The 13,932-nt window shown below is 69.0% G+C and carries 10 protein-coding genes; 3 read left to right on the top strand and 7 right to left on the bottom strand.

Features of this window, described 5'->3' with window-relative positions; translation table 11 throughout:
* The first annotated feature begins 56 nt into the window (after window positions 1-56).
* Window positions 57-1,070 carry a zinc-dependent alcohol dehydrogenase family protein gene (locus ACZ5PO_RS06845; RefSeq protein WP_464196724.1) on the top strand — a complete coding sequence of 338 codons (1,014 nt, stop codon included), beginning with the start codon at window positions 57-59 and terminating at the stop codon, window positions 1,068-1,070.
* Between the two features lie 90 nt (window positions 1,071-1,160).
* Here the strand turns inward: ACZ5PO_RS06845 and ACZ5PO_RS06840 are convergent, their stop codons facing one another.
* Window positions 1,161-2,030: a helix-turn-helix domain-containing protein gene (locus tag ACZ5PO_RS06840; protein ID WP_464191597.1), complete on the bottom strand. Its 870-nt coding sequence runs from the start codon at window positions 2,028-2,030 to the stop codon at window positions 1,161-1,163.
* Between the two features lie 279 nt (window positions 2,031-2,309).
* Between ACZ5PO_RS06840 and ACZ5PO_RS06835 the strand changes: the two genes are divergently transcribed.
* Both ACZ5PO_RS06835 and ACZ5PO_RS06830 read left to right on the top strand, forming a co-directional pair.
* Window positions 2,310-3,212 (top strand): alpha/beta hydrolase, encoded by a 903-nt coding sequence (locus ACZ5PO_RS06835; RefSeq protein ID WP_464191594.1) that lies wholly within the window; start codon window positions 2,310-2,312, stop codon window positions 3,210-3,212.
* A 127-nt stretch (window positions 3,213-3,339) separates the two neighbouring features.
* Window positions 3,340-4,974: a flavin-containing monooxygenase gene (locus tag ACZ5PO_RS06830; protein WP_464196722.1), complete on the top strand. Its 1,635-nt coding sequence runs from the start codon at window positions 3,340-3,342 to the stop codon at window positions 4,972-4,974.
* Window positions 4,975-5,110: 136 nt separating this feature from the next.
* On the opposite strand, the gene ACZ5PO_RS06825 is transcribed toward ACZ5PO_RS06830, so the two are convergent.
* From ACZ5PO_RS06825 to ACZ5PO_RS06800, 6 genes are all read right to left on the bottom strand, one after another.
* Complete coding sequence (locus ACZ5PO_RS06825) at window positions 5,111-6,616, bottom strand: VWA domain-containing protein (protein WP_464191592.1); 1,506 nt, start codon at window positions 6,614-6,616, stop codon at window positions 5,111-5,113.
* Between the two features lie 181 nt (window positions 6,617-6,797).
* Complete coding sequence (locus ACZ5PO_RS06820) at window positions 6,798-7,790, bottom strand: AAA family ATPase (RefSeq protein WP_464191590.1); 993 nt, start codon at window positions 7,788-7,790, stop codon at window positions 6,798-6,800.
* A gap of 120 nt (window positions 7,791-7,910) precedes the next feature.
* A complete protein-coding gene (locus tag ACZ5PO_RS06815; RefSeq protein WP_464191588.1) occupies window positions 7,911-8,942 on the bottom strand; it encodes an acyl-CoA dehydrogenase family protein in 1,032 nt (343 codons plus the stop codon).
* 186 nt (window positions 8,943-9,128) lie between these two features.
* Window positions 9,129-10,958 carry an acyclic terpene utilization AtuA family protein gene (locus tag ACZ5PO_RS06810; RefSeq protein WP_464191586.1) on the bottom strand — a complete coding sequence of 610 codons (1,830 nt, stop codon included), beginning with the start codon at window positions 10,956-10,958 and terminating at the stop codon, window positions 9,129-9,131.
* Window positions 10,959-11,296: 338 nt separating this feature from the next.
* Complete coding sequence (locus tag ACZ5PO_RS06805) at window positions 11,297-12,067, bottom strand: glutamine amidotransferase (RefSeq protein ID WP_464191584.1); 771 nt, start codon at window positions 12,065-12,067, stop codon at window positions 11,297-11,299.
* Between the two features lie 463 nt (window positions 12,068-12,530).
* On the bottom strand, window positions 12,531-13,601 hold the full coding sequence (locus ACZ5PO_RS06800; protein WP_464191581.1) for an acyltransferase family protein: 1,071 nt from the start codon (window positions 13,599-13,601) through the stop codon (window positions 12,531-12,533).
* Window positions 13,602-13,932: the final 331 nt, after the last annotated feature.

The following is a 13,932-nucleotide window of genomic DNA, read 5'->3' as shown; positions in this document are numbered from 1 at the left end:
GATCAGCCGGCAACAGGGCGCGGCCAATGGGGAGATAGCGGAGCATGAGTTCTCAGATGAAGGCTTACCAACTGCAGGACGCGTCCGGCATTGACGGCATGGACCTCGTGGATCTGCCCGTGCCGCAGGCGGGGCCCGATCATGTCCTGGTGCGGATCAAGGCCGTCAGCCTCAACTACCGCGACCTCGTTACGGTGCGGGGCGGCTACGGGTCGCGCCAGAAGTTCCCGTTGATTCCGATGTCCGACGCCTGCGGCGTCATCGAGGCCGTGGGCGCCAATGTGCGTCGGTTCGAGGTCGGCGATCGCGTGATCGGAAGCTTCTTCGAAACTTGGCATGGCGGTGAGGCGGAGGAGAGCAAGCTGCGCGGCGCGCTCGGCGGTACGCTCGATGGCGTACTGTGCGAGTACCGGGTGTTTCCCGAGCATGCCGTCGTCAAGGCTCCTGAGCATCTCTCGGATGCCGCCGCGGCCAGCCTGCCGTGCGCCGCGCTGACGGCGTGGAGCGCCGTGGTGAAGTGCGGGCAGGTGAAGCCCGGCGACGTTGTGCTCACGCAGGGCACGGGCGGCGTGTCCCTGTTCGCGCTGCAATTTGCCAAGCTCGCAGGCGCACGGGTGATCTCGACCTCGTCGTCCGACGCCAAAATCGAGAAGCTCAAGGCGCTCGGGGCGGACGACACGATCAACTACAAGACGACGCCTGAATGGGGGAAGCTGGCGCGCGGCCTGAGCGGCCGGGGCGTCGACATCGTCGTCGAGGTTGGCGGCGTGGGCACGCTGAACGAGTCGATTCGGGCGACCCGCATCGGCGGCATGATCGGCTTCATCGGCGTTCTCGCCGGCCAGCCGACGAGCGAGCCGCGCATCTCGCTCATGGTCATGCAGCAGCAACGCCTCCAGGGCGTCACGGTCGGCTCGACCGACGACCTGAAGGCCATGGTGAGCGCCATCGCGCTGCACAAGCTGGAGCCGGTGATCGACCGGGTGTTCCCCTTCGCGCAGGCTAAGGACGCCCTCGCCTACATGTCGACGGGCGCCCACTTCGGCAAGGTTGCGATCTCGATCCCGTAGCGGCGGGCAGCCGCGGCTCGCTGCGCTCCGTCGCCAGTCTTCTGCGAGCATGCAACGCGCCGCGGGGGCAGCGTCGGCCGTCGCGCCGGCTCACTGGTCGCTGCGGAACCGGCTCGGCGTCGTCCCCGTATGCCGGCGGAAGATCCGATTGAGGTGACTCTGGTCGAAGAAGCCGCAGTCGGCTGCCACGGCCTTGATCGGCAGCTTCCCGGCGCGCAGCAGCTTCTTCGCCTTGGCGATCCGCTTGGCGACGACATAGGCATGCGGGGCCGTGCCGAACGCAAACTTGAACTTGCGTGCAAAGTGGTACGGGCTGAGGCCGGCAAGCGCCGCCAGGTCGTCGAGGGAAATGCTTCCCGACAGATTCTCTTCGATGAAGTCGTCGACGCGGCTGCGGAGATGAGCCTCGAGCGGACCGCTCTCGATCGGGCGAAAGCTGATGTTCGCGTAATGGCGCAGGACGTGGATCCCGATCTGAGTGCGGATCGCATCGACATATAGTCGTTCGCCGCAGCCGCCGCCGTCGAGCTCATTCTCGAGCATTCGCAGATAGATCGGCATCATCTGATCTTCGGACCGGACGCTGTCGTCGATATCGAGCTTCGCGAGGTCGCGCTCGAAGACGAGGCCTGCGGTGCTCGCGATCGTCTCATGCTGCAGATAGATGTGCTTGACATCGATCGGCCGATTCCAATGCCACACCGACCGCTCCGCTCGCGTCAGCAGGGAGATCACGCCGGGCTCGACGATACCGCTGTGCCATCGGCCGCCGCTGCGGCGACGCATCGTCGACTTGCTGCCGCCTTGGTAGATGACGAGCATGTAATCCCGCATCGCCGGGATGTTCACTTCCTGCTCGCCGTAGCGATATCCCTTCAGGGTAATGCCGCGCCAGCCAAGATGCGAGCTGTCGGTCGTCTTCCTGCCAGGAATCCAGTTCGGGATCAAGTCCGGCGGCACGAGAGCTGTCATCGTTTCCTCCCTGCGGCTTACCCTTGAATGGGGCTTTTGCGATGTAATTCTGGCTGTTTCTGCCAGCCTGCGGCCTGCTGATGCAGCGTAGGTCAGACCAGCACCGGCTGCAACGCCGGCGCAGGAATGTCCAAGACGTCGCGCAAGCCGATCCAATACCGGCCCCGATGGGTTCGATAGTGTTCACCTGCTGCACAGCTTTCAGGGCGGGCGGCCAAAGGTGGCGTCCACCGAGTGACGACCACGGCGCGCGGGAGGACAGTAATCGTGACCATCAGCAGCCAAGCGAAGGTGTTGCGCGATCTCTACCAGGATTGGACGAACCGGATGGTGGCCGATCCCAATCTGTCGATCGCCAACCTGCGCAGCATGTTCGACGAGTGGGGACAGGCCGCGCTCGAGCCCGAGAACGTGACCTATCGGAGCGACCGGCTCGGCGGCGTCGAAACGCTCTGGGCATTGCCGTTGGGCGCCGACACCTCCCGCGTGATCGTCTACACGCACGGCGGCGGATTCGCCGTGGGCTCGGCCGACAGCCATCGCAAGATGGCGGGGCATCTGGCGCGGGCGCTCGGCGTGACGGCGGCCATCCTGCACTACCGCCGTTCTCCCGAGAACCCTTTCCCCGCCCAGATCGAGGACGCGGTCGCCGCCTACGAGGCTCTGCTCGCCAAGGGCCATCAGCCGGGCAAGATCACGACCGCGGGCGACAGCGCCGGCGGCAACCTCGCCGTCGCAAGCGTGCTGAAGATGCGCGATCTGAAGCTGCCTCTGCCGGGCAGCGTCATCGCCTATTCGCCCTGGCTCGACATGGCGCTCCGCGGCGCCACGCTGGACACGAACGCCGCCACCGACGCGCTGGTCGGCCGGCCCATCCTCGAAGGGATGGTGGGCATGTACCTCGACGGCGGGACGAGCGCGCTCGACCCTCTGGCCAACCCGCTCGAGAACGACTTCAAGGGCTTCCCGCCCCTTTACATCAATGCAGGCGGCGCGGAGACGCTGCTGAGCGACTCCGAACGCCTGTATGCGAAGGCCAAGGAGCAGGGCGTGCAAGTCACCCTGTCCGTCGTGCCGGGCATGCAGCACGTCTTCCCCGCGCTGGCAGGCCGCGCTCCCGAAGCCGACGGGGAGCTCGCGCGGATCGCAGCCTGGCACAAGGCGCTCTGACGCTGGAGCGTGCGATCGCCGGCCGGGCCGGCCAGGACCCGCCTCGCCGCCGTCCCCGATACATGACCGAGCCCAAACAGCCATTTCGCAGGGCGCAGAGACCTGACCGGGAGGACCACACGTGATCATGCATTCGCCTATCACCAGGACAAAGGGCGCCGACGTCGACGCGGTGGTCGTGGGGGCGGGTTTCGGCGGCCTCTATGCGGTGCACAAGCTGCGCAACGGCCTCGGCCTCAATGTGCAGGCCTATGACAGCGCCGACGATGTCGGCGGGACCTGGTACTGGAACCGCTATCCGGGCGCTTTGTCCGACACGGAAAGCTTCTGCTATCGCTTCTCCTTCGACAAGGAACTGCTCCGCGAAGGACGCTGGACGTCGCGCTACCTGACGCAGCCGGAAATCCTCGACTACCTCGGCCGCTTTGCTGACCGCTATGACCTGCGCCGCAGCTACCGGTTCGGCACCAAAGTCGTGGCCGCCCGGTTCGACGAGGAGACCGGCCTCTGGCACGTCACGATCGATACGGGCCGAGTCGTCACGGCGAAATACCTGGTCACCGCTCTCGGATTGCTGTCGGCAACGAACAAGCCGGCGTTCGAAGGCATCGACGGCTTCGCGGGAGAAACCTATCATACCGGCGCATGGCCCGTGGGAGTCGACCTTGCCGGCAAGCGTGTCGGCGTGATCGGAACCGGCTCGACGGGCGTGCAGGTCATTATCGCGCTGGCCCCCGTCGCGCGCCACCTCACGGTGTTCCAGCGCTCCGCGCAATACGTCGTTCCCATCGGCAACCGGCCCGAATCCGAGGCGAGGATCGACACGTACAAGGCCAACTACGATGCCATCTGGAAGCAGGTGAAGGAGTCCGCGGTCGCCTTCGGCTTCGCCGAAAGCACCGTGCCCGCCATGTCGGTCTCCGAGCAGGAACGCGAGCGCGTGTTCGGGCAGGCCTGGAACCACGGCGGCGGCTTCTACTTCATGTTCGGGACATTCTCCGACATCGCCACCAGCATGGAAGCCAATACGGCTGCGGCCGATTTCATCCGGAACAAGATCGCGCGGATCGTCAAGGATCCAGAAGTTGCGCGCAAGCTGATGCCGACCGATCTCTATGCCAAGCGCCCGCTTTGCGGCACCGATTACTACGACGTCTTCAATCGCACCAACGTGACGCTGGCGGATGTCAAGTCCGATCCGATCGCCGCGTTCACGCCGCGCGGCATCCGGCTGGAGAGCGGCGCCGAGCACGAACTGGACGTGGTGGTCTTCGCGACCGGCTTCGACGCCGTCGACGGCAACTACACCAGGATCGATATCCGCGGCCGTGGCGGCGTCACCATGCGTGAGAAGTGGATGGACGGCCCACTGGGCTACCTCGGCATGATGGAGGCGGATTTCCCCAACCTGTTCATGATCCTCGGCCCGAACGGCCCGTTCACCAACCTGCCGCCCAGCATCGAGACGCAGGTCGAATGGATCGCCGACGCGATCGACCATGTGGAGCGCGAGGGAGCGATGACCATGGAGCCCACTCAGGCGGCGGAGGACGAGTGGATCGCCACCTGCCGCACGATTGCGGAGATGACGCTCTTCCCCAAGGCGCAGTCCTGGATCTTCGGCGCCAATATACCCGGCAAGAAGAATGCCGTGATGTTCTACATGGCGGGCCTCGGCCAGTACACCAAAGCCTTGAATGAGGTGCGGGATTGCGGCTACGGGACCATGATCCTCGATCGCCAGCCGGCCGCGGCGGTCTGATCATCGGCAACGAGCCGGTGGTAGGCGCCGCAAGCGGGGGAGATGGGTTGCCGCACCGGGAGCGGGAGACAACGGGGATGCGAGACCGGTGCCCGCCGCATCCTTCGCGCCACCCGCGGGGCGCGGCTTCCGGGGCTTACGCCGCCGTGCGCAGCAGGTCGGTGACGACGCGCTCCAGGTCGCGCAGCGAGGCGCAGGTGATGGCACGGTTGCAGTAGGGGGCGTAGCGCGGCATCTCGCTGTCGCCGGAGCCCCAGCGGGCGCGGTGCTCCGGGTTGAGGAACAGCACGCGCTTGGCCCGGTCCTGGATCTGCTTGAGGATGTCGGCGCGCGGGTCGCCGTAGTTGGAGCGGGCGTCGCCCAGGATGATCACCGTGGTGCGGCGGTCGACGTCGGCCATGGCCAGGCGCTCGAAATCCTGGAGCGCGTGGCCGTAGTCGGTCGAGCCGCCGTAGCGCTGCATGGTGCGGCCCATGGCGACCTCCACGGGCACGGTCTCGAACAGCTCCGTCACCTCGCCCAGGTTGCTGGAGAAGGCGAAGGAGCGCACGTCCGGCAGCACCTCGTGCAGGCTGTGCAGGAACATCAGCAGGAAGCGCGACACCTGGGCGACCGAGCCCGAGACGTCGCAGATCAGCATCACCCGCGGCCGGTCGATCTTGGTCTTCTTCCAGATCGTGTAGAACGGCACGCCCTCGAACTCGATGTTGGCGCGGATGGTGCGGCGGGCATCGAGCTGGCCGCGGCGCGCCTTGACCCGCCGCCGCGAGTGCAGCGAGACGAGGCGCTTGGCCATCTTGCGCACCAGCCCCTGCATGACCTTCATGTCGGAGCGGTCGAGCTGGCCGATGCGCTGGCGGGCGAGCACGTCCTCGCGCAGCCGCCGGCCTTCGTTGCCGGCAAATAATTCCATCTGCTGCTCGACGTAGTCGCGCACCTGCTCGTGCAGCTTGGCCCGGAGGCCGCGCAGCCGGCGGGCCCGGGCGGCGACGGCGGGCTGGGCCGCGCCCTCGCCCTGCTCGACCAGGCGGCCGAGCTCCTCGCTGCCCATCAGCTGCAGGATGCGCCACTGGTACATGCCGCGCTGGGTGAAGAAGCGGATGTCCGACAGTCCCGCCTGCTGGGCCGCCTCGGCCAGCCTGAGCGCGAGCTGGGCGGCGTCGCCGCGCTCCAGCAGCTCGGCCAGCTGCTCGCCCGGCGTCGGCGGCTCGCTCGCCGCGGAGGCCTGGCCCTCGCCGCCGGCCTTGTCGCCGCCCTGGCTGTCGGACTGGCCGGTGGCCTTGCCCTCGCCCTGGCCCGAGCCGCCGGAGGAGGCCATGCCGGAGACGCCCGCCTCCTCGCCGTCATCGTCGGTCTGGCCCTCGGCCGCCTCCTGGCGCTCGGCGTCGTCGGCCGCTTCGCTCGCCGGAGGCGGCGGCTGGTCGAACGGCGCGAAGGCGAAGAACTGGTCGAAGGTCTCCCAGAAGGCGAGCTTGTCCTCGCTCGACTTGGCCAGCGCCTGCGACAGCCCGTTGGCGAGCAGCGCCCGGTCGTCGTAGCCGATCAGCCCGAGCACCGCCTCCGCGTCGATCACCTCGGACGGCGAGATGCGCACGTCCGCTTCGCGCAGCGCCTTGATGAAATCGCCGAGCACCTGGGTCATGACGGGCTCCGGCTCTCTGACCGCACCATAGCTCCATCGTCATGGCCGGGCTTGACCCGGCCATCCATCATCGCATTCACGTCAGCCCGACAGGGCTGACCGAGCGGCGCGTTACCCAGTGGATGGATGGCCGGGTCAAGCCCGGCCATGACGCGGGGGGACATGAGGCTCGCCTCCCTGCTCACCGCGTCGCCGACGTCGCCTTGGCCAAGAGGTCGGTGAGGCCTTCGTTCACGCGCTGCACGTCGTCCTGGAACTTGAGCAGCACGTTGAGCGTGGTCTCCACCAGCGTGCGGTCGAGCTCGCGGGCGTGCAGCAGCACCAGCGTGCGGGCCCAGTCGATGGTCTCGCTGATCGCCGGCACCTTCTTCAGGTCGAGGGTGCGCAGGCTCTGCACGAAGGTGACGAGCTGGATCTGCAGCCGCTCCTCCGCCTCCGGCACGCGTGAGCGGATGATCGCCCGCTCCAGCGCCTGGTCGGGGAAGGGGATGTGCAGGTGCAGGCAGCGGCGCTTCAGGGCGTCGCTCAGGTCACGCGTGTTGTTGGAGGTGAGGAACACGATGGGCTTGACCAGGGCCTTCACCGTGCCGAGCTCGGGGATCGAGATCTGGTAGTCCGAGAGCAGCTCGAGCAGGAAGGCCTCGAACTCGTCGTCGGACTTGTCGATCTCGTCGATGAGCAGCACCGCGCCGCCCGGCTGCCACAGCGCCTTGAGCAGCGGCCGCGGCTCCAGGAATTCTTCGCTGAAGAAGGTGTCGTCGAACTCGTGCAGGCGCGCCAGCGAGGCCTTGAGGCCCTCGGCGCCGTCCAGCACGTCGGCGAGCTTGTCCTTCAGCACCTGGGTGTAGAGCAGCTGCTTGGAGTACTTCCACTCGTAGAGCGCCTTGGCCTCGTCCAGGCCCTCGTAGCATTGCAGGCGGATCAGCGGCTTGCCGGTCATCGCCGCCGTCGCCTTGGCCAGCTCGGTCTTGCCGACGCCGGGCGGGCCTTCCACCAGCATCGGCTTCTCGAGGCTCTGGGAGACGAACAGCGCCGTGGCGATGGCCTCGGAGGAGATGTAGCCCTGCGCCCGGAGCTGATCGTGGATGACGGCGACCTCCTCGGCCGGCCGCCGCGGTGCGGGCTTGTCGGCGGCCGGGGCGGCCGCTGCCACGCGAAGGGTTTCAAGCGTCATATCGGGTGTCTGTGCCTCGTATGCGGGCGATCCGGCAAGTCGGATCTTCATGCGGATCGACGCTAGAGCATCATCATCCAATTGCGGAGACATGCTCCAACTCGTTCAATCTGGAGCGCTCTAGGCGTGGCGCCGCTCGACGAGCGCCGTCGCCAGCCTCTCCTGATAGGCGAGGCGGGCGCGGCGCGCTACGTTTTCCATAGCCTCGACCTCGGCCAGCAGCTTGGCGGCGGTGGCTGCGTCGGCGCCGCCGCCGGGTAGCGCCTTGATGCGGGCCACCACGTCGGCGGCGAGCACGCGCACGCCGACCAGGGCGGCGGTGTCGTGGCCGGTGCCCGTGTCCAGGGCGGCGGCCGCCGCCTCGGCGCCGCGGTCGAGCAGGGAGGACAGGCCGGCAAGCGCGCCGAGCTCGCCGAAAGCCTCGGCCGGCACAGCCGGCGCCACCTCCTCCAGCACATAGCGCAGCGCCGCCGCCTGCACGCTCGCCGCGATCGAATCCTCCAGGGTGCGGAACGGCAGCGCCAGCTTGGCATAGGCGTCGCCGCCGGTGTCGAGCAGGGCCGTGTCGGGCACGACGCAGCCTTCCAGCGCCACCGGGCAGTGGGCGCCATGCTTGCCCGCGTCGGCGCCGGCCTTGATCACCAGGCCCGGCGTGTCGCGCGGCACCAGGAAGGCGCCGTAGCGCTTGCGGCCGTTCTCCTCGGCGACGATGGCGACGACGACGATCAGCTGGGCCACCGGCGCATTGGTGACCCAGGCTTTCTCGCCGGTCAGGCGCCAGCCGCCGTCCACGCGCTCGGCCCGCGTGGTGAGCAGCTTGGGATGGGCGCCGGCGCCGGCTTCCGAGATGGCGATCGAGGTGGGCAGGTCGCCGGCGGCGAGGCGCGGCAGCCACGCCGCCTGCTGCGCCGCGGTGCCGTTCTCGGCGATGAAGAAGCGGCCGACCAACTGGCGCACCGCGAACGCCATGGCGACGCCGGGGCGGCCGCTCGCGGCCATCAGTTCGCGGGCCGTCGCCGCGATGGCCCGGTAGCCGCCGTCGCTGCCGTAGGGCGCCGGCAGGCCGACGCGGAACAGGCCGCGTGCCTTGGCGTCAGCCAGCCACTCGGCGGTCGAGCGGAGCGCGGGCGGCGCTGCTGTCGGTGCCTGCATGACATTTCCTCGTGTGGGCGTCGTTTCAGATGAGGGACGGCCGGGTCAGATATCTAGTCCGGAGCGATACATGACAGGTCATGATCTCTGGTCATGACCTGTCATGATGTCGGGTCATGATCTCAAGTCTTGGAGCGGCTTCGGCCGGCCGGCAAGCGCCGAACCCGCCGGACGCCCGCAAACGGCCTACGCCGCCCGCTTGCCGACGAGCCGTGCCGGCACCGGGATCGCCAGGTCGAGCAATTGCTGGGCCTTGCCCTTGGCCAGGGGGTCGAGCCGGAGGCTGGCGAACTGGCCGCCGCCGAGCGCATCGAGGCAGTGGAAGTTGAGCGCGTGCAGGCCCGGCAGCTCGTAGCGCTTCACCGCCGGGTGGCGGCCGCCCTCGAACTCGTGGGCGTAGAAGTCGAGCAGCTTCGCCTCGGTGAGCGCGGCGCGGATATAGGGCAGGACCGCCGGCTCGCGGGCAATGACGCCGACGTTGAAGGCGTCGCCCTTGTCGCCGGAGCGGGCCCAGGCCACCTCGACGAGCGGCACCTCGATCAGCTCGCCGTCCGCCGCACCGTCCGCCGATCCCACCGTGTCGACGACGGGCCGCACCAGGCGTGCCGGATCGAAGGGCAGCGACGAGGGTCCCTCGCGAACCTCGATGGTGGCGTCGCCGATCGATACCGTGGGCGTCACCTCGGCGCGATCGATCAGGAACGAGAACACCCGCGCCACCGGCGAGACGGCCGGGCGGCCGCCGAACCAGCCGGTGGTGCCGACCGACATGGAGGTGGTCGGCGAGTCGAACTCGCGCAGGAACAGGTCCATGGCCTTGCGGTCGTCGTGCTCGACGCCGACCCGCGTCACCACCTCGCGCGTGTCGCGGGTGCGGGCGTGGGCGCCGTAGCTCGATTCGGCCCCCAGCACCTCGATGCGGGTGGCGCGGAACGGCCCGAGGTTGCGGGCCCGCAGCATCTCGTCGACGCGGGTCAGCACCGCCTGCGCCTGCCGCTCGGCCTTGCGCACCGCATCGCGCCCGACCACCGGCATGGCGGCGATGCAGCGCCAGCCATCGGTGTGGGTCACCGACACCTTGTAGCGGCCGGACGGCGGATAGCCGCGGGTGCCGTCCACACGGACGCGGTCCTTGCCGAGCGCGGTGACGGTAACGCCGGTGAAGTCGCAGACCACGTCCGGCAGGGCATACGCCTGGGGGTCGCCGATCTCGTAGAGGATCTGCTCGGCCACCACGGCCGGCGTCACCAGCCCGCCGGTGCCGGCCGGCTTGGTGACGACGAAGCTGCCGTCGGCGGCGCACTCGATGATGGGATAGCCGATGTGGGCCCAGTCCGGCACGTCCTCCCAGTCGGTGAACAGGCCGCCGGTGGCCTGGGCGCCGCACTCGATGACGTGGCCGGCGAGCGAGCCGGCGGCCAGCCGGTCGACGTCGTCGCGGCTCCAGCCGAACTCGTGGATCAGCGGGCCGAGGGTCAGCGCCGAATCCACCACGCGGCCGGTGATGACCACGTCGGCGCCTTCGGCCAATGCCCGGGCGATGGGAAAGCCGCCGAGGTAGGCGTTGGCGCTCAGCACCGTCTTGGGCGCGGGGAAGGCGGTGCCGGTGAACATCTCGGCTTCGGAGCGGGCGGCGAAGTCGGGCACGCGGGCGAGGAGGTCGTCGCCCTCGACGATGGCGATCTTGAAGGACAGGCCGGCTTCGGCTGCGAGCGCCTCCATGCGCGCCCGGCAGGCGCGCGCGTTGACGCCGCCGGCGTTGGTGACGATCTTGACGCCCTTGGCCTTGATCGCCGCCAGATTGTCCTTCCACACCCAGTCGGTGAAATCGTGGGCGTAGCCGAGGTCCGGCCGCTTGGCGCGGACGCGGCCCAGGATCGACATGGTGGCTTCGGCGAGATAGTCGAGGATCAGGTAGTCGAGGTTGCCGCCGGCGATGAGCTGCGGCGCGGCGACCGAGGAATCGCCGAGGAAGCCACCCGCTCCGCCGATCCTGACCGTTCCGTCCTGACGCATGTGCTCCGCCCTTTGACCAATCGCTTGATTGGCCGGGACGTTACAGCCGTTGCGCCGGGCGGGCAACGCGCCAATCGCGCATGGGCGGTGTGCGACCGCGTCGCGTTGCGGCGGGCGCCAAGCGGCTGCGGCTTAGGCAGGCGTTCTGAAAGGGTAGAGCGGCCGAACCGCCCCTTAACTCTTGAAGCAGGAGCGCCGCCCCCTCCACCGCCTTCGGCGTTCCCCCTCCCCCGCTGCGCGGGTGAGGAACAGGTCGCGCCGCATGATCCTCACCCGCGAAGCGGGGGAGGGGGACCATGCGCAGCATGGTGGAGGGGGCGCAGCATGGGGGCTGCCGTCTACTCCGCCGCCAGCCGCGCGCCGATAATGGGCGTCTCGCTCAGGGCGTCCGACGCCAGCCAGTAGTCCAGGAAGGCGGACAGCCACAGGGCGACGGCGCCGTCGTACATGAAGCGGCCCTGGTGGTGCAGCGCCGCGGCCTGGGCGCCGGGCAGGTCCATGCGGGCGGCGCCCCGCGTCGTCCAGCGGTAGACCATGGCGTGGGTCACCTCCGGGTGGAACTGGAAGCCGAAGGCGTTGGGGCCTGAGCGGATGGCCTGCACCGGAAAATCGTCGCCCTCCGCCAGGGCGACGGCGCCGCACGGCGTGTCGAAGCCCTCGCGGTGCCAGTGGTAGACATGCGATGGCCACGGCGCGCCCGATTCGCCGGCGAAGGCATGGCCCGCGGCCGTCGGCCGGATCGGGTAGTAGCCCACCTCGGCGCGCCCGTCCGGGTGCGTGCCGACGCGGCCGCCCAGGTGACGCACCAGCATCTGCGCCCCCAGGCACAGGCCGAGGAAAGGCTTGCGCTCGGCGAGCGCCACGCCGATCCAGCCGGTCTCGCGCCGCAGCCAGTCGTCGTTGTCGTTGGCGCTCATCGGGCCGCCGAAGATCACGACGCCGCCATGCAATGCCAGCGTTTCCGGCAGCTTGTCGCCGTAGCGCGGGCGGCGGATGTCGAGCGGGTGGCCGCGGTCGACGAGCATGCGGCCGACGCGGCCGGGGGTGGAGGCTTCCTGGTGAAGGACGATCAGGATCGGACGCTTGTCGCCGCTCGGCGGCTGTCTCATGTCACGCTACCTGCGGTTCCGCCCGGATCCGGGGCGAGCCAATCTCCATGGACGAATCGACACGGGCCGACTCGGCTGAGCCGAGCATGTTCCATGCCACAGCCCATGCTTCGTGGAAGATTATGCTCTAAATGAGGGCAGCAGGAGAATGGCGACCGCCGCCGACCGGCCATGCCGGCAGCGGAGTCAAAGAGCTGCAGCCGGTCCCGATCGGGCAGCGCCGCGCCCTGGCTGGCCCCGCGGTCACTCACCATGACTGGGCTTGGCCCGCCACGATCCATCTCCCTCGCTGTCAAGCCCGGGCTTGACGCGGAGGAGACGCGTGGGATCCGCGGCGCTGAAGCGTGCGGCTGCACCGTTGGCGGCCAAGAGAACCCGTCGAGATCACCGGGCAGCGCTCCAGTTTCAAAAGATTCTGAGCATTTCTTCGCCATTGGATGGGTCCATCCAATGGCGAAATGCTCTAGGCGGCCGCGGGCCGCAGCAGGCTGCCCAGGCGGCGCAGGGCGCTGCGGTCGCCGGCCAGCGGCCGCTCCACCAGGTGGTAGACGACGAAGCCGGTGAGGACCGCGGCCGCGACGGCGAGCGGCAGCAGGCCGAGGCGGATGGCGTCGCCCCATTGCAGGCGGTTGGCGACGGCGATGACGATGCCGACCAGGTAGTAGTGCGCCAGGTAGATCGAATAGCTGGCGTCGCCGCCGCGCCGCATGGCGTCGCTGCCGATCGCCACGCCCGCCCGCTCCAGGCCCACCGCCCCGGCCACGATCAGTCCGGAGGCCAGGCCGAAGCTCAGGAAGGTGTCGGTGGTGGGCGACGTCGGGCCGCTGCCGATGGGGACGACCGCGGTGCCGAGGACGAGCCAGGCGAGGCCGGCGGCCAGGCAGGCCCACCAGCGTCCCGGATGCGACGGCTGCCGCGCCGACGGCATCCAGGTGGCGATCAGCATGCCCAGGGCAAAGTCGAGCATGATCGGCCTGGTGTAGAAGAACACCACGGCGCCGGCGTCGGCGATGCGCGTGAGGCCCGTGCCGGCGACAGCGAGGACGACGAGCGCGGCGACCAGGACCGGCACGCTGGCGCGCTTGGGCAGCGCCAGCGACGCCGCGTAGGCGGCGTAGAAGAACATCTCGAAGTTCAGCGTCCAGCCGAGGTAATAGACCGGATACAGGCGGTCGGGCGTCTTCTCGAACGGGATGAACGCCAGCGACTTGAGGAGCTGGCCGACATCCACCGCCGTGCTCTTCAGCAGGCTGGGCCAGGCCAGGGCGACGGCGAAGGTGAGCAGCGTGAAGACGTAGTAGAGCGGCACGATCCGCCGGATCCGTCGCTTCAGGAAGTCGAGCGGCCGGATGTCCTTGCCCTGCGTGGTGCGGACCATGATGAAGCCGCTGATCACGAAGAACAGATCCACGCCGCTGTGGCCCAGCTGCCGCGTCCATGCCGGCAGCGTGTCGCCGCCGACCAGTTCCTGCGCGTGCACCCACACCACCAGGGTCGCCGCGACGAAGCGCAGCACTTGAACGTTGACGAGCATGCCGATCCCGGGCCGATGGCTGATGGACGCGCCCCCGCCCGGGCGCCCGGCGGGGCCGCCGGACAGCAAGCGTCGCATCCCAGCTTGGACGCTAGCATCGCCGCGCCCCCCGCAGGCCGCGCGCAATCGAGCTAGGTGGTGTCGTGGCACCGCCCAAGATCGGCGGAGGGGCACCGCTTTTGGCGGAGGGGGGCCCCGAAAGGGCGTAGCCGGCCATGCTGCCGCGGCCGCCGCATGGGAGCCGGGCGATCAGGGCGCTGCATGTTCGGCGCGCCCATGGTATCTGCGGCCGCGGAGCGCTTCCCGTGCGAGGGGGCTGCCTCGACGGCAA

This window comes from Chelatococcus sp. KU-N122, from assembly GCF_055391085.1.
The sequence above is the reverse complement of the archived record's forward strand: the minus strand, read 5'-3'. Positions and strand labels throughout refer to the sequence as shown.